Below are 19,095 nucleotides of genomic sequence, written 5' to 3'. Positions count from 1 at the left end.
CCCTCGCCTTGGCGTACCATGTTTGGAAATTGTCGCCTGATGGTAAGCCTTGAAAGAGCGTTTGTCGAGCAGCCGGGCTCCGGGATTTTAAGTGCGGTCGGTATCTGCGCTTTGCTCCAGCACCTGCATGATGGCTTGGCCGGCATCTTCGATAGCGCCGCTATTATCGACGGTCGTGACGTCGAAATTTCCAGCGACCGTCAGCGAACTGCGTTCCAGCCGCCGAAGAATATCGTCCCGGCTTTCCCGCCCGCGCTGCTCCAGCCGCCTTGCCAGCACCTCCGGCCGCGCAACGATGTTCAAGACCTTAAGACGGGAAAAGGCGGTGCCGAAATGCGGTAGGGCGGAACGCGAACCGTTGGCGATGACCACGTCTCCCGCATTGAGATGACGATAGACAGCGGCCGGGATGCCATATTTCAGTCCATGCGCCTGCCAGGACACCGCGAAGGCGCCCTCATCTTCCAGCCGGTTGAACTCGTGCATCGAAACGGCATCGTGGTTTTCACCCCCCGCATCGCCGCTGCGGGTAATGACGCGGCGGGTGAAGTGAAAGCCCGGCCGTCCGCACAGTCGCGCTGCGGCATAGTCCATCAGCGTGTCCTTGCCGGCCCCGCTCGGGCCGACAATCACGATCATCGTGCCGGGCGATGCCGCGCGCCGGCTATCCTGCCCATCGTGGGTCATGCCACGCGCTTGCCCTGACGCCAGACGGAGCGGGCGACCGGCACACCATCTTCGCGGTGAACCCGGACCAGATCGGCCCGCAATCCCGTCGCGATACGACCGCGATCAAGAAGGCCCACGGTGCGCGCCGGCGTGGCGGTGACCATGCGCAGCGCTTCCGGCAGGCTGATGGCTTCTACCTGATCGGCGAGCAGGAATGGCGCGAAGAGCAGGCTGAAGGGCACATAGTCGGAAGAAAGAACATCCAGCACGCCGATCTCGGCAAGATCGCGGGCGGCAATGTTGCCGGAGTGGGACTTGCCGCGAACGATGTTCGGCGCGCCCATCAGCACGCTCATGCCGGCGCTGTGCGAGGCTTTTGCAGCCTCGACGCTGGTGGGGAATTCCGCCAGTTTCACGCCGTGGCCGATAGCCTCGCCGACATGCGCTTCGGTGGCGTCGTCATGGCTTGCGACGGTAATGCCGCGCTCGGCGCAGCGGGCGGCCAGATAATCGCGGTGCCTGGCGGAATATTCCGCCGAGGCTGTCTGCCGACGCCGCACGAACTCGGCGAAAGCCTCGTCGCTCAGCCCACGCTTTTTCTGGTAATAGAAGATATATTGATCCATCGACTGGAACTGGCGCTGCCCCGGGGAGTGGTCCATCAGAGAAATCAGCCGCACGCGCGGATCGGTTTCGAAGTCTTCGAAATGTTCCAGCACATCCGAGGAGGCGACTTCGCAGCGCAGATGCAGCAGGTGATCCGAACGAAGGCGGTTCTGATCCGCCGCGGCCTCGATGGCGTCAGCCATTTCGCGCATTTCACCCTTCTTGAAGCCGCCGTCTTCATCCGAACCGAGCCGGAGGCAGTCAAATACGGTGGTGATGCCGGAGGCGGCCACCTGGGCGTCATGGGCCTGAATGGCGGCGATCTTGTCCCAGATCACGCCGGGGCGCGGTGAATAATGCTGCTCAAGATGGTCGGTATGCAGTTCCACCAGACCCGGGATCAAATAATCACCTTCCAGGTCTTCGCCGGTTTTGGAAGCACCTTCGCTGATATCGGCGATCTTGCCGTCACGGATCAGGACGGAGCCCAGAATAATATCGTCTTCCAGAACGATACGGGCATTGGAAAGGGCGTGCTCGGTCATGGGTTCGCATCTTTCTTTGGTTGCTGGCCAAGGGGGTGCCAGCTGTGAACGGTAAAGGGCGCGCCGCGCTTTTCTTCAATGAACAAGGCGAGGCCGGAAATGCTGAGAGGTCGATCGGTGAATTCGGAAAACCGCGCCGAAAGCACCTCGTGCATGGCGGGCTGTTCGGTTTCATCGATGCGGCCGGTCAGCGTCATGTGAAAACGGAAATCATCCATGACATGCGGATAACCCCAGAGTGACAGATTTTGCCGCTGGCTCTCCGTCAGCATCTGTGGCCGCCGACGGGCAATATCGGTCTCGGACAGGGGCGCTCGAAACCGGTCGAAATGATCGACGATCTCGGCGGCAAAATCCTGCAGCGGCTGATAGGTGCGGTCCGGGACCAGTGCAAAAAAGGGCCCGAGCGCACCGACGACGACACGCGGAATTTCGAAGGTGGACTGGCTGGCCGCGAAATCTTCGAAGGCCGTGAGCAGCTCCGCCTCGCTGTATTTTTCGGCAAGCTCGAAAGGAGCCTTCAGGGTCGCGTGGAAACCGTAACGGCGTGGCTCCTCCGTCATGTCGGCATAGTCGTCGTGGTCGTCATGCAGCGTGCCGGAAAATGCATTGCGGCCCAGCCAGCGTGACGCAGCCTCAGTCAGCGGGTGATCTTTAGCCGGAGAAAAATAGATGGCATAGCGCACGGCAAGCACTCTTCAGTGTCATGGGAGACCAGGGATGAGAAGCTATTTGGCGTGACTCGCCGGCTTCCCGCAAGGTCAGGAGTGCGAGGTAATTGGTTTCCGTGACAGAATGATGATGCCGAAGGAAAAAAGCGCATTGGAAATGCGGTAACCCTTCCGAATATGCTGAAGGCGCAGACGGATATGATGAGGCGATGCGGCTGGCAGAATAAGGGCTGCATGAGCCTCCTGATGGGATGACGAAACTCTTTACGATTTTCGTCATCCATCCCCTTAATGCTCAGTGCTGTGTCTTGCCAATCAGGCGTGAACGCAGCGAATTGGAGATATGGTCGAACAGGAAAACGACGAAGAGGATGAGCAGGACCATATAGGCGACCTTGTCCCAGTCGGCATTGGTGCCCATCGCTTCCAGTAGTTTCAGACCGATGCCGCCGGCGCCCACCGCGCCGATGATGGTGGCGGAGCGGGTGTTGCTTTCCCAGAAATAGAGTGACTGCGAAATGAAGACCGGCAGGACCTGCGGCAGCACACCGAAACGGTTGACCGCAATCGGCGACGCGCCGACCGATTTGACACCCTCGCGCTGCTTGTCGTCGACATTTTCCAGCGCCTCGGCATAAACCTTGCCGAGCGCGCCGGTATCGGTGAAGAAGATCGCGGCAATGCCGGGGATTGGTCCGGGCCCGAAGCTGCGGGTGAAGAACAGCGCCCAGATCAGCATGTCGATGGAGCGCAGGAAGTCGAACAGCCGCTTCATGCCCCAGTTCGCAGCCTTGTTGGCGGTGATGTTGCGCGCCGCGATGAAGGCGAGCGGCAGGGCGACGAGCGTGCCGAACAGCGTGCCTACGAAAGCCATGACCAATGTCTGCATCAGCTTGGAAAGAATATCGGCATGCTGCCAGACGCTGTTGTCGAGGAAATCATCGACCATGTGGCCGATATTGGAGCGCTCGGGATCGAGCCTTTCTCCCCACAGAGCCAGCGCAGCGAGTTCGCCATAGCCCTTGCCCCAGAATTCCGATTTGGTGTCGAACAGGAAATTCGCCCATCCGAGGAACCGGCGCTGCACATAGACCTGACTGGTGCGGATCTCCGCCTGACCGGCAAAACCGTAATGCACGAGCACTTTCTTGCCATCCTGCTGGATTTCGTCGGGCAAGCCCTGCGGCGCGACCGCCGCATCGTCGTTGATGATGACAGGGTAGTTCTTGCCGTCGACATAAACATCCACCCGGGTCGGGGTCACGTCGAGTCGGTTTTCCATGCTTCCATAAATGACGCTATAGCCGCCGCCCGGCAGGGGCTGCAGCCAGTCGATCTTTGCATCGACCGGATATTGGCCGCGGCTCGACCATTGCGGCTCAACCTTGCCGTCTTCGAAGCGCAGGCGCGGCTGGGCACGCCAGGAATACCAGTCCTGAATATAGCTCGAGGCGCGATCCCAACGGCCCTGCATGAAGGCTGGACCGACATTGAAGAAGAAAAAGCAGCCGATAAGATAGACGGTGACGGCGAGAAGGCCGACGAGCAGACCATATCGCTGCATGAAACTGCGGTTGAATACTTGCGGATGTGCGGCCGTCAGCCTCTCGCGGTCGGCGGTGTTGAGAATGAAGCTGGACGACATCAGGCCGCTCCCCGTCCGAATTCGAAGGATTGATGGCCGATCAGCCTGCGGCGCAGCCAGCCGGAAAACTGGTCGACGGCGATGATGGTGATCAGCAGAAGGATGATGATGGCATAGGTCTTCGATGCATGATCGTTACCGATCGACAGCCGGAACACCTCGCCGATGCCGCCGCCGCCGACCGCACCGATGATGGTGGAGGCGCGCACGTTGATTTCGGCGCGCAGCAGCGCATAGGACACGAAATTGGGCAGAACCTGCGGCACGATGGCGAAGCGCACCCGTTCCAGCCAGTTGGCGCCGGCGGCGCGCAAGCCTTCATCCGGCTTCATGTCGGCATTTTCCACCACTTCGAAGAACAGCTTGCCCAAAGCGCCGATCGTGTGGACAGAAATCGCGATGATCGCGGCGATAGGACCGATCGACAGGATGGCGGTGAGCAACCCGGCGACGACGATTTCCGGAAAGGCGCGCAGGACTTCCATTACCCGGCGCACCACCCAGCGCACGAGGCCGGCGCCGACGAGATTGGTGGAGGCGAAGAAGCAGAGCACGAAGGCGAAGCCGGTGCCGATGATTGTCGAGACCAGCGCAATATTCAGTGTGATGATCAACTGATAGATGAAGTGCGGAATATAAAAGCTGTCGGTGATGTAAACGCGATCCGCGACATAATTATATTTCAGCGAACCGTCCGCATAGGGCGACGGCAGGTCGAACATTGCCCGAAAGATTTCCAGCGGGCTGTCCGGCACGAAAGTCTTCATGAAATCGAAGAAATAGGGCAGGCGCTCGAAGAACTTGCCCGAATTGGCCGCATTGGCGAAATTCAGGGAGGCGGCGAGGATGACGAGGAAGATCACGAGCGAAATGACGGTGTAAATCCGCCGTGTCGCAAGCTGCCGTCGATAATGGCGCATGACCGTCTGGGACGATGCGCTCAATCCCTCGGGCGAGAGGGTGCCGGGGTGCAGTGTGGTCGCCATGCCGCTTTTCCTTTATTGGCAAAAGCGGCGGCGCCGCGAGGCACCGCCGCTTCCAGATATCATCTGAGGATCAGCCGCCGATAACGGACTTACGGGCGTCGATGATCGTCTGGTAGAAGGACGGATCGACCTTGATGTAGGCGGTGTTCTTGCCCTGGGTGAAGCCCTGGAAGCAGGCCAGATCCTTCTTCGGCAGTTCCATGAAGAAGTCTTCGACCTTCTGCTTCATCGCATCGCCGAGCTTGTTGGTGACCATCAGCGGGCCGTTCGGGATCAGCGGCGACTTCCAGACTTCGACGATATCGTCCATGTCGAGGTTGCCCTTCTTGACCATCTGGTAGAGGTTGCCGGCGGTGTAGCCTTCTTCCCACTTGCCGACGCCCGAACCGAAGGTGGTGCCGACGTCGAACTTCTTGTCGAGAACGGCGAGAACGAGGTTCTCATGGCCGCCGCCGAAGCCGGTTTCGGAGAAGTATTCCTTGACCGGAACGCCGGTTTCCTTCGGGATAGCCACGTTCGGGACGAGGAAGCCGGAGGTGGAGTCAGGGTCGGCGAAGCCGATCTTCTTACCCTTGGCGTCAGCCAGCGTCTTGATACCGCTGTCCTTGCGGGCAACCATGATCGTGTAGTAGCCGGTCGAACCATCGGCGCCGGCGGTGGTCAGGATCGGATCGACGGCCTTCGGATCGGCCAGAGCGATCTTGGCGTAGGAGGACGCACCCATGGAAGCGATGTCGATGGTGCCGCCGAGAAGGCCCTGGATGACGCCGTTATAGTCCGGCGACGGGAAAACCTGAACTTCGGAAACGCCGGTCGCGGCCTTCAGGCCATCGGCAACGCACTTGGTGTTGCGGATCTGGTCGGCTTCGTTTTCGGAACCGTCGAGACCGATGCGCAGAACCTTGACGTCCTGAGCCATGGCGGAACCGGCCAGAACGCCAAGGGCGACTGCCGAAAGAAGGACTTTCTTCAACATGGACTTTCTCCTGTTTCCCGGCGAGCCGGAGTTTGTTGTGAAGTATCGGCCCTTGACGCGGGCGCAAACGATGCTGAGCGGTTCCTCAGAGCCCGGCGAGAGCGAGCGGTTCGGGGCCGGCAGATTGCTGCACCGGACGCGCGGGAAGCTGCGCGCCGGGAATATTGATGCTGGTCGAGGTCATGGTCTCATCGATGCCCGACCCCTGCGAATCGGTTCCGTAAATCTCCGTAACGGCCGCAGCCGTCAGCTCAGTAGGGGTTCCGTCGAAAACGACGCGGCCCTGAGACATGCCGATGATGCGTTCGCAATAATTGCGCGCCGTATCCAGCGTATGCAGGTTGGTGATGACAGTGATGCCCTCGCGCTCGTTGATGTCGCGCAGCGCGTCCATCACAATCTTGGCATTGAGCGGGTCGAGCGATGCGATCGGCTCATCGGCCAGAACCATCTTCGGAGACTGCATCAGGGCGCGGGCGATGGCGACGCGCTGCTGCTGACCGCCGGAAAGCGTGCCGGCAGCCTGCATGGCCACATGTTCGATGCCGAGCCTTTCCAGGGCGGCTATCGCCATCAGGCGCTCATCATTGGTGAAGATGTTGAACAGGCTGAGCGCCGTTGAACGGTGGTTGAGGCGACCGAGCATGACATTGGTGAGAACATCGAGGCGCGGCACCAGATTGAACTGCTGGAAGATCATGGCGCAGTCGCGCTGCCAGCTGCGAAGCGCAGCACCCTTCAGCGCCGAAACTTCCGTGTCGTTGAAATGGATGGAACCCGAGGACGGATCGACGAGGCGGTTGATCATGCGCAGCAGCGTCGATTTTCCCGCACCCGAGCGTCCGATAACGCCAACCATCTGGCCCTGCGGAATTTCGACATTCACGGAATCGACCGCAGTGTGGTTGCCGAAACGGCGCGTGACTTGCTTCAGGTGAAAGCTCATTTCCCCGTCCAATCTTCTTTTTGACGGGGTTCGGCGTAACAGCGGTGCGTGAAGTGTGGATGTCAGTTTGATGAATAAAATATTACAGATTTCAAGGATCTCATGTCCGCCTGTTTGCCGACAAAGCTTTCGGGAGGAATCTCGGACCGTTCAAATCCGCGTGTCTTTTTTGATCGCATAAACAAAAATCCCGGGATTTGTGTCCCGGGATTTGCAGGTGTTCGGCAGAGTGAGATTTCATCCGCCATATTTCGCGACGAAATCCTCGGCGTCCAGGCTGCGGAAATCGTCGAGAGCGACGCGCAATGTAGCGTGGTCCCAGTCCCACCACTTCAGATTATCCATTTGCCGGCCCAGTTCCGCCGGGAAGCGCTCCCGGATCAGCCGGGCGGGCACGCCGCCGACGATGGTATAGGGCGCGACGTCTTTTGAGACGACTGCACCCGCCCCGATCACCGCGCCATTTCCGACCGTGACGCCGGGCAGGATCGTCGCACCATGGCCGATCCACACATCATGGCCGATGATCACGCGTTTGGCGCGGCGGGCGGCGAAGAAGTCCGTCTCATCCTCCGCATCGTCCCAATAGCTGTGGGCACGATAGGTGAAGTGATGCAGCGTCGCCCGCTGCATCGGGTGATTGGTGGCGTTGATGCGGACGGAAGCGGCGATGTTGACGAATTTGCCGATGGTGGCGCACCAGATCGCACCATCCTGCATGACATAGGAGTAATCGCCCATCTCGACCTCCTCGATGCGGCAGCGTTCCGAAACTTCGGTATAGCGGCCAATCGAGGAATTGCTGACACGGGCGGTCTCATGGATGACGGGTTCCAGGCCGACCTTGACGCTCATGCCGCTGCCTTTCTGGGAGAAAACTGTGAGACGTCCAGAATGCGGTCGGCGACGGCTTCCCGCACCTCCTCGTCATGGAAAATGCCGAGCAGTGCCGTGCCCTTCTGTTTTTTCTCGACGATCATATCGACGACGACACGCCGGTTAAGGGCGTCCAGCGAGGCTGTCGGCTCGTCCAGAAGCAGGATCGCATGGTCGGTGATGAAACCGCGTGCGATATTCACGCGCTGCTGCTCGCCGCCCGAAAAGGTCGCAGGCGGGAGCGACCATAGTTCCCGTGGCAGGTTGAGCTTCGAAAGCAGCATGGCTGCATGTTCGCGGGCTTCATCGGCGGCAACCTTGCGCGCCAGAAGCGGCTCGGCGACGACATCTATGGCAGCGACACGCGGCACGGTGCGCAGGAACTGGCTGACATAACCGATGGTGCGGTGACGAATATCGAGGATCGTGCGCGGCGAGGCGTTGCCGATATCGACGACCTGGCCCTCATGACGGACGAGAATCTGCCCGCTGTCGATGGCGTAATTGCCATAGAGCATTTTCAGGATCGAGCTTTTGCCGATGCCGGAGGGACCGCCGAGCACGACGCATTCGCCGCCGCAAACGGAGAAATTGACATCGCGCACAACGGGCAATTCGATACCGTCGCGAAGATGCATGGTGAAGCTTTTGAAGACTTCCGAAACGATGAGAGGCGTCGGCATGGCGTCAAACCTGCAGAATAGAGGAAACAAGCAATTGCGTGTAGGGCTCGCGCGGATCGTCCAGCACCCGATCGGTCAGTCCGTGCTCGATGACGTCACCGCCTTTCATCACCATCATGCGATGGGAAAGCAGCCGCGCCACGGCCAGATCATGGGTGACGACGACGACGGCGAGACCGAGATCGTTGACCAGACCGCGGACCAGATCGAGCAGGCGCGCCTGCACGGAGACATCAAGGCCGCCGGTCGGTTCGTCCATGAAGACGAGGCGCGGCGAGGTGACGAGGTTGCGGGCGATCTGCAGGCGCTGCCGCATGCCGCCGGAAAAAGCGCGCGGCTGGTCATCGATGCGGTCGGTGCCGATTTCCACCCGCTCCAGCCATTCGCTGGCCGATTGCCGGATATTGCCGTAATGTCGGTTGCCGACGGCCATCAGCCGCTCGCCGACATTGGCGCCGGCCGAAACCGCCATGCGCAGCCCGTCCGCCGGGTTCTGGTGCACGAAGCCCCAGTCGGTGCGCATCAGGAAACGCCGTTCAGCCTCACCCATGTGGTAAAGGTCACGTACCGAACCGTCGCGCATGCGATATTCCACGCTGCCCGCCGTTGGGATCAGCCGGGTGGAAATGCAGTTGAGTAGCGTGGTCTTGCCGGAACCGGATTCACCGACAATGGCCAGAACCTCGCCCGGATAAAGCTCGAAGGAGACGTTGCGGCAGCCGGCGCGGTCGCCATAATATTTAGAAACGTCCCTGACTTTCAGAAGCGGTGCGTCGCTCATTCTGCGGCCTCCTTCACATCCGCCAGCAGATGGCCCTTGTGGCCATGGGCGCGGCGGTCCTCGCAATGGTCGGTATCGGAGCAGACGAACATCCGCCCGCCCTTATCATCAAGCACCACCTCGTCCAGATAGACATTCTCCGCACCGCACAGCGCGCAGGGCTTGTCGAAGCGCTGGATTTCGAAGGGATGGTCCTCGAAATCGAGGCTGACGACGTCGGTATAGGGTGGCACGGCATAGATGCGCTTTTCGCGTCCTGCGCCGAAGAGCTGCAGGGCGTCCGACATATTCATTTTCGGATTGTCGAATTTCGGCGTCGGCGAGGGGTCCATCACGTAACGCCCGGCCACCTTCACCGGATAGGCATAGGTGGTGGAGATGCGTCCGTTGCGGGCGATGTCCTCGTAAAGCTTGACATGCATCAGGCCGTATTCCTCCAGCGCGTGCATGACACGCGTTTCGGTCTCGCGCGGTTCGAGGAAGCGTAACGGCTCGGGAATGGGAACCTGATAGACGAGGACCTGACCCGAATGCAGTTCCTCTTCGGGAATACGGTGCCGCGTCTGGATGATGGTTGCATCCCTGGTGCGGGTGGTGACGGCAACATTTGCCACCTTCTGGAAAAAGGCGCGGATGGAAACCGCATTGGTCGTGTCGTCCGCGCCCTGATCGATAACCTTCAGCACATCCTCTGGGCCGAGGATGGAAGCGGTTACCTGCACACCGCCGGTGCCCCAGCCATAGGGCATGGGCATTTCGCGGGAAGCGAAGGGAACCTGATAACCGGGAATGGCGATGGCTTTCAGGATCGCCCGGCGGATCATCCGCTTGGTCTGTTCGTCCAGATAGGCGAAGTTGTAGGCAGCCAGCCCGTCGTCAAATGAAACTTCTTCAAGCATTGCGCGTTAGCCTTGTGAAAAAAGGAGTACAAGCTCATGGAGATTGGAATTCTTGCAGCCGTGTTCTTTGCTGTGTTTGCAGCATCGACCGTCTTTTGCGCTTACTGGTTTGGCGAGCAACACAGCCGCTGAGCTACTCGGCCGCATCGCCCATCCATTCCGCACCATCGGCGTTAATCGCTTCGAAATCGGCACGCATTTTCCTGACCAGACCGAGTTCGGCCTGGAAATCCACGTAATGCGGCAGTTTCAGATGTTCTACGAAACCCGTCGCCTGAACGTTGTCGGCGTGTGAAATGACGAATTCCTCGTCCTGCGCGGGGGCCACGACGTCCTCGCCGAATTCGCCCGCCCGCAGCGCCCGGTCGACCAGCGACATGGCCATCGCCTTGCGCTCGCTCTGGCCGAACACCAGACCGTAGCCGCGGGTGAATTGCGGCGGCGCCTTGGCCGAACCCTTGAACTGGTTGACCATCTGGCATTCGGTGACCTGTATGTCGCCAAGCGAGACGGAGAAGCCGAGTTCCGGCACGTCCAGTTCAACCTCGACCTCGCCGATGCGGATTTCACCGACGAACGGATGGGTGCGGCCGTAACCACGTTGCGTCGAATAAGCGAGCGCCAGAAGGAAACCCTCATCACCGCGCGCCAGCGATTGCAGGCGTAGGTCACGCGGCATCGGAAATTCCATCGGCTCCCGCGTCAGGTCGCCGGCAATATGGTCAGCCGGCATATCGCCGTCGGTCTCGATCAGTCCCTCTTGCGCCAGAATATCGGAAACTCGCATGACATGTTCCGGCTCGCCTTCGCGCTGGGTGGCTGTCTCAACGGCCTCGTCCTCGAGAAGCGAAGGATCGAGCAGGCGATGGGTGTAATCGAAGGTCGGCCCCAGCAATTGCCCGCCCGGCAAATCCTTGTAGGTCGCGGAAACACGCCGCTGCACCGTCATGTCAGCGGTATCCACCGGAACCGAATAACCGAAACGCGGCAGGGTCGTGCGGTAGGCGCGCAGCAGAAAAATGGCCTCGATCATGTCGCCGCGGGCCTGCTTGACGGCAAGGGCTGCAAGTGACTGATCGTAAAGAGACGCTTCCGCCATCACCCGGTCGACGGCGAGCGAAAGCTGCGAAACGATCTGCGACACCGTCATGGCGGGCATGTCGCGGTCTCCGCGCCGCTTGTCGGCCAGAAGCCGGTGGGCGTTGGCAATGGCGGTTTCCCCGCCTTTGACAGCAACATACATCTTACGCCTCCACGGGTTGAATGCGCGTCGTGCGCGGCAGGCAGACAAATCTGTCGGCGGATGTCAGGATGACGTCGACGCCGCGCGGGAAAATGGCGTTGTTCTCCGCCCACAGCCGCGGGAATATGTCCGGCAGGCCGGTGGGGCTGATGATGTTGACGTGGCGGATACCGGGGCCGGAGAGCAGCAATTCCCGCCCGCCATCCAGATCAGGCAACTCGATGATGAGCGTGGTGGAGCGGTCGGGATATTCCTGACTTCCCTGCGCGAAGAGACCGAAGGAGGCTATGGCGCTGCCCGCTTCGATGACGGCGAAATGCGCTGCGCTTTTTTCTTCAGTCGGAACCGCACCGGTATGAAATCCGATCCAGCCGGGGACGGTGGTTTTCCGCAGGGCGCCGCTCAGCCAGACCGGCGTATCGTGATCGCAGAGCGCCAGCAGGACCGCGCCGGTGGCGGGGGCGAGAGGCGATGGCGGGGCGACCGCGGTTTCGATTGTCTGCGGCGTGCCCGGCCGGGCCATGCCATCCATGAGTTTCTTGAAAATCCGTTGGGAATCGAAGACGGCGTCGGAAAAACCGCCCGTCAATGCTTCGGCCTTGACGCTCATCAATCTTCTCCTCGAACCATGGTGAAGAAATCGACCCGGGTGGCGGCGGTCTCTTTTGTTTTCCTGTCCTTCTCCTCGGCCAGTCGTTTCTCGACCGGTGAAAGAAGCTCGGTTTCGATGAAGCCGCGGGTCGGGCTTTCTTGCCAGAGCGCATCGAAAACGGCGGCGTACCAGGCCTTCTTGCGGCCGGTGCCGAGAACATGGGCGTGACCGACGGTGCCCGAGGCAAGCTTGACGGTTGCCCGTGTTACGGTCGTCTCACCCAGATTGAAGGGTGCGCCGCCGCCGCCGATGCGGCCCTTTACCATGACGAGGCCGGTTTCCGGCCCGCGCACATTTTCCGTCCGGGGGCTCTCATCCTGCCGGTTCCAGACGCTTTCGAGTTCGTGCACGGTGGCGCGGGCAAGAATCGCCGCCACCCGCTTTCTGTCTGCATGCAAATCCGCAGTTTCGTGAATCATCGCTTGACCTATAATGTATATTGATATAGACAACTATACAATATAAGTTACATTTAACGTTGATGAATGACAAGCGTGTGACATGGGCCCTTCGGCAGCGATGAAAAGAAAGAACGGCGTGGCGCTCTGGCGGCAGATCGCCGACAGGATCAGAGGCGAGATCGCGGCGGGCGATCACGATGAAACCGGCATGTTGCCGCCGGAAATGACGCTGGCCGAAAAATTCGGCGTCAACCGCCATACCGTCCGAAGCGCCATTGCGGCGCTGGCCAGCGAAGGTATTCTCGAGCCGATGCAGGGGCGCGGGACCATGATCGCCCGCAAGGAGCGCCTGAGTTTTCCGATTTCACGGCGCACGCGATTTACGGAGGGCATCGGCGATCAGGTTAAGGAAATGGAAGCGCTGCTTCTGTCCCATACGACCGAACCGGCCAATGCCGATCTGGCGGCGCGGCTGCAATTGCCGGCGGGTGCGCCGCTCATACGTCTCGAAACGCTCCGCAAGGCCGATAACCGCCCGGTGTCCCGCTCGACCACATGGTTTCCGGCCGATCGTTTCGCCGGAATAGGGGAGGCCTATCAGAAGAGCGGCTCGATAACCGCTGCCTTCAATATGCTGGGCGTGGCGGACTACGTGCGTATTTCCACCGTCATCTCCGCCAGCCATGCGGATACGCAGGATCTGGCCGATCTCGAATTGTCGCCGGGCGCGATCCTGCTTGTTACTCAAGCATTGAACGCCGATATGGATGGCGTACCGGTGCAATACGCCATCAGCCGCTTTTCGGCCGATACGGTCGAATTCACGGTGGAGAATTAAGCCGAAAGCTTACTCCGCCTGCGAAAGCCCCAGCACATCCAGCATCGAATAGAAGCCCGGCTTCTTGTCGAAGGCCCAGACGGCTGCAGCAATCGCGCCGCGTGCGAAAATGGAGCGGTCGCCGGCATAGTGCGAAAGCTCCACGCGCTCGCCCTCTCCGGCGAAGATCACCGAATGTTCGCCGATCACCGAGCCGCCACGCAGCGTGGCAAACCCGATGGTCCCCGCTTCACGCGCACCCGTATGCCCGTCGCGCACGCGAACGGACGATGTGGTGAGATCGACCTTGCGGCCCGCCGCCGCCGCCTCGCCGAGCAGAAGGGCGGTGCCGGAGGGCGCATCCACCTTGTGCTTGTGGTGCATTTCAAGGATTTCGATATCCCAGTTCTGCGCATCCAGCGCCTGCGCCGCCTGCTGTGTAAGAACACTGAGCAGGTTGACGCCGAGGCTCATATTGCCCGACTTGACGATGCGCGCATGACGCGATGCGGCCTTGAATTTTTCCTCGTCTTCCGCCGAGCAGCCCGTGGTGCCGATCACATGCACGATGCGGGCCTGCGCGGCGAGGCCGGCAAAGGTGACGCTGGTTGCCGGCGAAGTGAAATCGATCACCCCTTCTGCGTGGAGAAATGCCTGCAGCGGATCGCTGGTGATCTCGACGCCGATGGGCCCAAGACCGGCAATCTCGCCGGCATCGCGGCCGACAAAGGCCGAGCCTTCGCGCGCGACGGCGGCATGCAGCTGGACGCCGGGGGTCTGGTGAATGAGGCGGATCAGCGCCTGTCCCATGCGGCCCGCCGCGCCGACCACCACCAGTTTCATGCCGCTGCTGCCCATGCTGTCACTCACTTTTCATCTCGGGCGGATCGAAATTCGCCGGTATCGGTCGATTGATGTTTTCAGCAGCGACGTTAAAGACCGCCCGCCTGTTTCGCAAGCATCACATAAGAACAGGCCGGGCGATCAAGCCCTCCAGCGTCGTCCGTCCAGCGACAGGCCGAAATCGGACGGCGTTCTCGAATAGGTGGCAAGCCCGGAAAGAGCCGCCTGCGGATGGGTAACGACGAAGGTGGGAATGGTCCGCATCAGCGCGCTGTGCGGCGCCTTGTCTTCGAAGGCGGCCCGGAATTCCGGGCTCTTCAGCGCCGGAATGATCTTCTGCGAAATGCCGCCGGCCAGATAGACACCGCCCTTGGCCATGAAGATCAGCGCGAGGTCACCGGCGACGCGGCCGAGATAGGTGCTGAAAAGGGACAGGGTCTCTTTCGCCTGCGGATTCTCGCCCGAAAGCCCTTGAGACGTAATGTCGGCCGGATCGGAAAAGACGGGCTCGATGCCATCGGCGGTGCAGACGGCCCGGTAAAGATTGACCAGCCCGCGCCCGCACAGGATCTGCTCCCCGGCGACACGGCCCTCGATGGTTTCGATATGCGGGAAAACCGCATAGTCGCGCGCGCTTCTCGGGCCGATATCGATATGGCCGCCTTCGCCGGGCACGGGGAACCACATATGGCGGGCGTACACCAGCCCGGCGACGCCAAGCCCCGTGCCCGGTCCAAGAACGACGCGCGATGCCAGCACATCCTTGCGGCCGGAGCCGATGGATTCGCGGTTGTCGTCGTCAAGCGCTGCAATCGCCAGAGCCTGCGCCTCGAAGTCGTTGATGACGATGACATCTTTCAAGCCAAGATTGGCCAGCATGTCCTTTGGCTTGACGACCCAATGGCAGTTGGTGAGCGGTATCTCGTCACCTTCGATCGGGCCGGCGATCGCCAGAATGGTCGAGACAGGCTGCAGCGAGGTCTTGTCCAGAACCGCCTGCTGGATGGCGTCGTCGATGGTCGGATATTCCGCCGTCTTCACGGTGGTGAGGTGCACCGGTTCGGCAAAGGAATCGATCAGAATGGAAAAGCGGGCATTGGTGCCGCCGATGTCGCCAAGAAGGATCGGAAAGGACAGATATTCGGTATCGGACGTCTTCGGCATTGCCTGTTCCATGTTGGGAGGTTCAGTTGGCGACGTGGAAGTCGATGAGATTTTCTGCGGTGGCGCGGTTGAGCGCCATGGGAATATCGTAAACCGTAGCAAGCCGCGTCAGCGCCTTCACATCCACGTCATGGGGCATGGCTGTCAGCGGATCGGTGAAGAAGATCAGCATGTCCACCTCGCCGGTGGCGATCATCGCGCCGATCTGCTGGTCGCCGCCGAGAGGTCCGCTTTTGAGGCGAATGACTTCAAGACCCGGACAGGCTTCCTGCACGCGCCCACCCGTCGTGCCGGTGGCGACGATCCTGAAGCCGGCAAGCGCCTTCTGGTGATGACGGGCGAAATCCGCCATATCGTCCTTTTTCTCGTCATGAGCGATGAGCGCGATACAGCGTTGTCCTTCCATGGTCCCAGCCCGTTCCATCAAGAATTAAATCGATTTGAAGCCTTCTATAACAGCTTGCCGCCATTTGAAAAGGGAAGCTGTTGAATGCCCCATTTCTGTTTCAGTTCAATGTCGGGCGCTGGGTGGGAAGCGGAATATCCGAAGGCGGCTGCAGGGCGGGGGCTGCCTGAATGACCTGTTCCACGCTTTGCTGGCGCGTTGCCGGAGCAGGGGAGTAGGCCTGGGCCGCAAGTCCCTCGGGGTTAGTGGAAGGGGCGGCGGCCACGGCGGCGCAGGCCGAGGGCAGATCGGAAACCATGACCGGGCGCGGTTTCACCGGTTTGGCATTGGGGTCCTTTTTCGGCGGCGCCCATGGTTCCTTGCTGAACCACCAGGCAAGCGACTTGTCGCAGCCGTCGCCTTTGCCCACGGCCGCCTGCGGTTTGCAATTGGGCGCGCCGGGCGGGCATTCGAGACGGATGTGGAAATGCTCGTCATGGCCGTAGATCGGCCTGATCTTGCCCATGAAGGTGCGGTCGCCGGTCCATGTCTGGCAGAGTTTCTGCTTGATGGCGGGGTTGACGAAGACACGCTCCACCTGCGGATAGCTTGCCGCCATCATCACCAGCCGGGCATTGAGCGGTGACCACTTGCGGTCATCGACCGTCAGGAACTTGCTCTTGTCCAGCATGGAGATGAAAGGCACCGTTTCGCGCTGCTCCACGCTCAGCCGTGGGGTCGGCATAGGTCGCCACCAGATGTCCACATCGAGGCCGATCTGGTGCGAAGCATGGCCTGTCAGCATCGGCCCGCCGCGCGGTTGGGAAATATCGCCCAGCAGCAGGCCCGGCCAGCCGATCTTCTGGGCATCCTGCGAAAATTGCTCGAGGAAGGAAATCATCTGCGGCTGGCCCCAGCGCCGGTTGCGGGAAAGGCGCATGGCCTGCCAGCCGGGACCGTCCGTCGGCATGGCGATGGCGCCGGACTGGCAGCCCTTGGCATAGGATCCGATCGGCTGCGAGCCCGTGGCGGAAGGCAGCGCCATGTGGCCGAACACTTCTTTCGCGGGCCTGTCCTCGGCCGATGCGGTTTCCATCTGCAACTGCAGCGCGGAGACGACCGAAATCGCCAGCATGGCCGCCTTGAAAACTCTCGATGATCCCGCCGTCATATAGTCGTGCCCGTCCGATCAGATGATTCTCTTCCCCTTAAGATAAACTGGAACGGGATTTTGTTGAAACCATGTTTCGCCCGCATCTCGCAAAGCGCGAAGATAAAGGCGTCGATAAAGAGCTTGTGAGCCGGCGCATCTGTTTTTTGCCAATCTTTGTTTTATGCTCTCTCCAACAAACGCGAAAACAGGGACATTCCCCCGATGATATTGGCACCACTGAAATCCCGTCTCCTCATTGCTCTTGCGGCATCCGCCCTGCTGATACCGGCGGCGGCCTCCGCACAATCGGCCGATGTGTGGCGAAAGGGGATTTCGACGGTCGGGGAACTGAAACATCCCGATGGCTTCGATCATTTCGACTATGTGAACACCAAGGCGCCGAAAGGCGGCACCCTTCGCCTGTCGACGGCGGGCACCTTCGATACCCTCAATCCGCTGCTCGCCAAGGGCGAGGCGGCGACCGGCCTTTCGCTGGTTTTCGATACATTGATGAAATCGACGGAAGAGGAGCTGTCGGCCTCCTACGGTCTTCTGGCCGAGGGCGTGAGCTACCCGGACGATATTTCGAAAGCCACATTCCGGCTGCGTGCGGAGGCCAAATGGGCCGATGGCAAGCCGGTGACGCCGGAAGATGTCGTCTTCAGCTTCGAAAAAGCCAAGGATTTGAGTCCGCAGCTTGCGACCTATTACACCCACGTCACCAAGGCGGAGGTGAGCGGCGAAAGGGACATTACCTTCACTTTCGATGAAAAGAACAATCGCGAATTGCCGCAGATTGTCGGGCAATTGCTGATCGTTCCCAAGCACTGGTGGGAAGCCGCCGGCCCGGATGGCAAGCCGCGCGACATATCGCGCGGCACGCTGGAGCCGGTGATGGGTTCCGGCGCCTACAAGATTGCGGCAGTCTCTCCCGGCTCGACAATCACTTACGAGCGCCGCGACGACTACTGGGGCAAGGACGTCAACGTGAATGTGGGGATGAACAATTTCAAAACCATCGCCTACACCTTCTTTGCCGATCAGGATGTGGAATTCCAGGCCTTCAAGTCCGGCACCGTTGATTTTCGCCAGGAAGCCTCCTCCAGCCGCTGGGTCACGGGTTATGATTTTCCGGCCGTCAAGGAAGGCCGCGTCAAGAAGGAAGAACTGCCGAATATCTATCGTTCCGTTGGCATCATGCAGGCCTTCGTGCCGAACATGCGCCGCGAAAAATTCCAGAACCCGAACCTGCGCAAGGCGCTCAATTACGCCTTCGATTTCGAGGAGCTGAACCGCACCCTGGCTTACAGCCAGTTCCAGCGCATCAACAGCTTCTTCATGGGCAGCGAACTGGCCTCTTCCGGCCTGCCCACCGGTCGAGAGCTGGAAATTCTTCAGGAGCTGAAGGATCAGGTTCCGCCGGAGGTCTTCACCACCGAATATCGCAACCCGGTCGCGGGTGATCCGGCCAAGCAGCGTGACAATCTGCGCGAAGCGGTCAAACTGATGAAGGAAGCCGGTTACGAGCTGCGCGGCAACCGCATGGTCAATGCGAAAACCGGACAGCCGCTCGATATGGAGTTTCTGATCGATTCCGCCGGCATGGAAAGAACCATCCTGCCTTATGTCCAGAATCTGAAGAAGATCGGCATCAACGCGACGATCCGTACCGTCGACGCCTCGCAATATACCAACCGCACCCGCAGCTTCGATTATGACGTGATCGTCAAGCTCTGGGCGACCTCGGCCAACCCCGGAAACGAACAGGCGGATTTCTGGGGCTCGGCCGCCGCCGACCGGCAAGGGTCCAACAATATCGCCGGCATCAAGAACCCCGCCGTCGATGCCTTGGTCAGAAAGGTCATCTTTGCGCCCAACCGGGATGAGCAGGTGGCGGCGGCACGCGCTCTCGACCGGGTGCTTTTGGCAAACAGCTATGTCATCCCGCAATTCTACCGTGGTGAGATGTTCATCGCCTACTGGAACACGCTTATCCGTCCGGAAAGCCTGCCCCAATATGGCGTCGGTTTTCCAGATGCATGGTGGTCCAACCAGGCCGGAAACTGACGCCGGCCTTGCTTTCGTGGCGAAGGCTTGATTCACATAGGGCGAGACGAATCGCTCAAAGCGCAGGCTGCGCTTTCAGGAAAGGAC

General features: G+C 60.4%; 20 protein-coding genes. 2 read left to right on the top strand and 18 right to left on the bottom strand.

Features of this window, described 5'->3' with window-relative positions; genetic code table 11:
* Window positions 1-87: 87 nt before the first annotated feature.
* From phnN to phnG, 14 genes are all read right to left on the bottom strand, one after another.
* Window positions 88-687: a phosphonate metabolism protein/1,5-bisphosphokinase (PRPP-forming) PhnN gene (phnN, locus tag ACIK7D_RS07345; protein WP_170985795.1), complete on the bottom strand. Its 600-nt coding sequence runs from the start codon at window positions 685-687 to the stop codon at window positions 88-90.
* Window positions 684-1,820, bottom strand: coding sequence for an alpha-D-ribose 1-methylphosphonate 5-triphosphate diphosphatase (locus ACIK7D_RS07340; protein ID WP_400155963.1), 1,137 nt, complete (start codon window positions 1,818-1,820; stop codon window positions 684-686). The genes phnN and ACIK7D_RS07340 overlap by 4 nt, the downstream gene beginning before the upstream one ends.
* A complete protein-coding gene (locus ACIK7D_RS07335) occupies window positions 1,817-2,515 on the bottom strand; it encodes a DUF1045 domain-containing protein (protein WP_400155962.1) in 699 nt (232 codons plus the stop codon). The genes ACIK7D_RS07340 and ACIK7D_RS07335 overlap by 4 nt, the downstream gene beginning before the upstream one ends.
* 271 nt (window positions 2,516-2,786) lie before the next feature.
* Entirely contained in the window at window positions 2,787-4,136 is a 1,350-nt protein-coding gene (gene phnE / locus ACIK7D_RS07330; protein ID WP_080818344.1) for a phosphonate ABC transporter, permease protein PhnE, read from the bottom strand.
* Window positions 4,136-5,122 carry a phosphonate ABC transporter, permease protein PhnE gene (gene phnE / locus ACIK7D_RS07325; protein WP_400155961.1) on the bottom strand — a complete coding sequence of 329 codons (987 nt, stop codon included), beginning with the start codon at window positions 5,120-5,122 and terminating at the stop codon, window positions 4,136-4,138. Before phnE (ACIK7D_RS07325) ends, phnE (ACIK7D_RS07330) begins: the two co-directional genes overlap by 1 nt.
* Window positions 5,123-5,192: 70 nt before the next feature.
* The gene (gene phnD, locus ACIK7D_RS07320; protein WP_065114564.1) at window positions 5,193-6,098 is read right to left on the bottom strand and encodes a phosphonate ABC transporter substrate-binding protein; all 906 of its coding nucleotides are present in this window, start codon (window positions 6,096-6,098) and stop codon (window positions 5,193-5,195) included.
* A gap of 85 nt (window positions 6,099-6,183) precedes the next feature.
* Window positions 6,184-7,044, bottom strand: a complete 861-nt coding sequence (gene phnC, locus ACIK7D_RS07315; protein ID WP_035264410.1) for a phosphonate ABC transporter ATP-binding protein — start codon at window positions 7,042-7,044, stop codon at window positions 6,184-6,186.
* A gap of 237 nt (window positions 7,045-7,281) precedes the next feature.
* Window positions 7,282-7,899, bottom strand: coding sequence for a DapH/DapD/GlmU-related protein (locus ACIK7D_RS07310; RefSeq protein ID WP_400155960.1), 618 nt, complete (start codon window positions 7,897-7,899; stop codon window positions 7,282-7,284).
* The gene (phnL, locus tag ACIK7D_RS07305; protein WP_003524417.1) at window positions 7,896-8,603 is read right to left on the bottom strand and encodes a phosphonate C-P lyase system protein PhnL; all 708 of its coding nucleotides are present in this window, start codon (window positions 8,601-8,603) and stop codon (window positions 7,896-7,898) included. The genes ACIK7D_RS07310 and phnL overlap by 4 nt, the downstream gene beginning before the upstream one ends.
* A gap of 4 nt (window positions 8,604-8,607) precedes the next feature.
* On the bottom strand, window positions 8,608-9,384 hold the full coding sequence (gene phnK, locus ACIK7D_RS07300; protein WP_400155959.1) for a phosphonate C-P lyase system protein PhnK: 777 nt from the start codon (window positions 9,382-9,384) through the stop codon (window positions 8,608-8,610).
* Entirely contained in the window at window positions 9,381-10,283 is a 903-nt protein-coding gene (locus ACIK7D_RS07295) for an alpha-D-ribose 1-methylphosphonate 5-phosphate C-P-lyase PhnJ (protein ID WP_400155958.1), read from the bottom strand. Before ACIK7D_RS07295 ends, phnK begins: the two co-directional genes overlap by 4 nt.
* Window positions 10,284-10,416: 133 nt before the next feature.
* Window positions 10,417-11,526 carry a carbon-phosphorus lyase complex subunit PhnI gene (locus ACIK7D_RS07290; protein ID WP_400155957.1) on the bottom strand — a complete coding sequence of 370 codons (1,110 nt, stop codon included), beginning with the start codon at window positions 11,524-11,526 and terminating at the stop codon, window positions 10,417-10,419.
* Between the two features lies 1 nt (window position 11,527).
* On the bottom strand, window positions 11,528-12,136 hold the full coding sequence (gene phnH / locus ACIK7D_RS07285) for a phosphonate C-P lyase system protein PhnH (RefSeq protein WP_400155956.1): 609 nt from the start codon (window positions 12,134-12,136) through the stop codon (window positions 11,528-11,530).
* Window positions 12,136-12,597, bottom strand: a complete 462-nt coding sequence (phnG, locus tag ACIK7D_RS07280) for a phosphonate C-P lyase system protein PhnG (protein WP_400155955.1) — start codon at window positions 12,595-12,597, stop codon at window positions 12,136-12,138. The genes phnH and phnG overlap by 1 nt, the downstream gene beginning before the upstream one ends.
* A gap of 82 nt (window positions 12,598-12,679) precedes the next feature.
* On the opposite strand from phnG, the gene phnF reads away from it, so the two are divergent.
* Complete coding sequence (gene phnF, locus ACIK7D_RS07275) at window positions 12,680-13,417, top strand: phosphonate metabolism transcriptional regulator PhnF (protein ID WP_080818329.1); 738 nt, start codon at window positions 12,680-12,682, stop codon at window positions 13,415-13,417.
* A 9-nt stretch (window positions 13,418-13,426) separates the two neighbouring features.
* On the opposite strand, the gene dapB is transcribed toward phnF, so the two are convergent.
* The 4 genes from dapB to mepA form a co-directional block, all read right to left on the bottom strand.
* Entirely contained in the window at window positions 13,427-14,254 is an 828-nt protein-coding gene (dapB, locus tag ACIK7D_RS07270; protein WP_142844295.1) for a 4-hydroxy-tetrahydrodipicolinate reductase, read from the bottom strand.
* A gap of 126 nt (window positions 14,255-14,380) precedes the next feature.
* Window positions 14,381-15,403: a glucokinase gene (locus ACIK7D_RS07265; protein WP_080818324.1), complete on the bottom strand. Its 1,023-nt coding sequence runs from the start codon at window positions 15,401-15,403 to the stop codon at window positions 14,381-14,383.
* 22 nt (window positions 15,404-15,425) lie between these two features.
* Complete coding sequence (locus tag ACIK7D_RS07260; RefSeq protein ID WP_003524431.1) at window positions 15,426-15,809, bottom strand: methylglyoxal synthase; 384 nt, start codon at window positions 15,807-15,809, stop codon at window positions 15,426-15,428.
* 100 nt (window positions 15,810-15,909) lie between these two features.
* Window positions 15,910-16,959: a penicillin-insensitive murein endopeptidase gene (gene mepA, locus ACIK7D_RS07255; protein WP_137452510.1), complete on the bottom strand. Its 1,050-nt coding sequence runs from the start codon at window positions 16,957-16,959 to the stop codon at window positions 15,910-15,912.
* A 204-nt stretch (window positions 16,960-17,163) separates the two neighbouring features.
* On the opposite strand from mepA, the gene ACIK7D_RS07250 reads away from it, so the two are divergent.
* On the top strand, window positions 17,164-19,008 hold the full coding sequence (locus tag ACIK7D_RS07250; RefSeq protein ID WP_400155954.1) for an extracellular solute-binding protein: 1,845 nt from the start codon (window positions 17,164-17,166) through the stop codon (window positions 19,006-19,008).
* Window positions 19,009-19,095 lie beyond the last annotated feature (87 nt).

The sequence above is a fragment of the Agrobacterium sp. P15N1-A genome (assembly GCF_044626815.1).
Lineage (GTDB): Bacteria > Pseudomonadota > Alphaproteobacteria > Rhizobiales > Rhizobiaceae > Agrobacterium > Agrobacterium leguminum.
This window is presented reverse-complemented; position numbering and strand designations above follow the sequence as displayed.